Here is a 218-nt window from a genome sequence, read left to right as displayed (position 1 = left end):
GGGCACCTCCATAACGGTGACCGATGCAGGCGGTACCCTGAGCCAGGACCTTGACGGTACCTTTGCCACGGATGCGGAACTGGCGGCCCTTAACACGGACGATGCCGACGCCGACCCGACCAACGAAATACAAGATGCGGCCGGAGTTGATTTTACTCCTGCTGGAAATACCACAAGTACGGACGTACAGGCGGCAATAGAAGAACTTCAAACAGATA

Annotated in this window: 1 protein-coding gene; it reads left to right on the top strand. The window is 56.0% G+C overall.

Annotated features, from left to right (window positions below; translation table 11 throughout):
* Positions 1-218 (top strand): hypothetical protein (locus GTQ34_RS16680; protein ID WP_166524933.1); only part of this gene is annotated, 218 nt, incomplete at both ends.

It is taken from the genome of Flagellimonas ochracea, assembly GCF_009903685.1.
GTDB lineage: Bacteria > Bacteroidota > Bacteroidia > Flavobacteriales > Flavobacteriaceae > Flagellimonas > Flagellimonas ochracea.
Note: the sequence above shows the minus strand (reverse complement) of the source record. Positions and strands in the feature narration are given on the sequence as shown.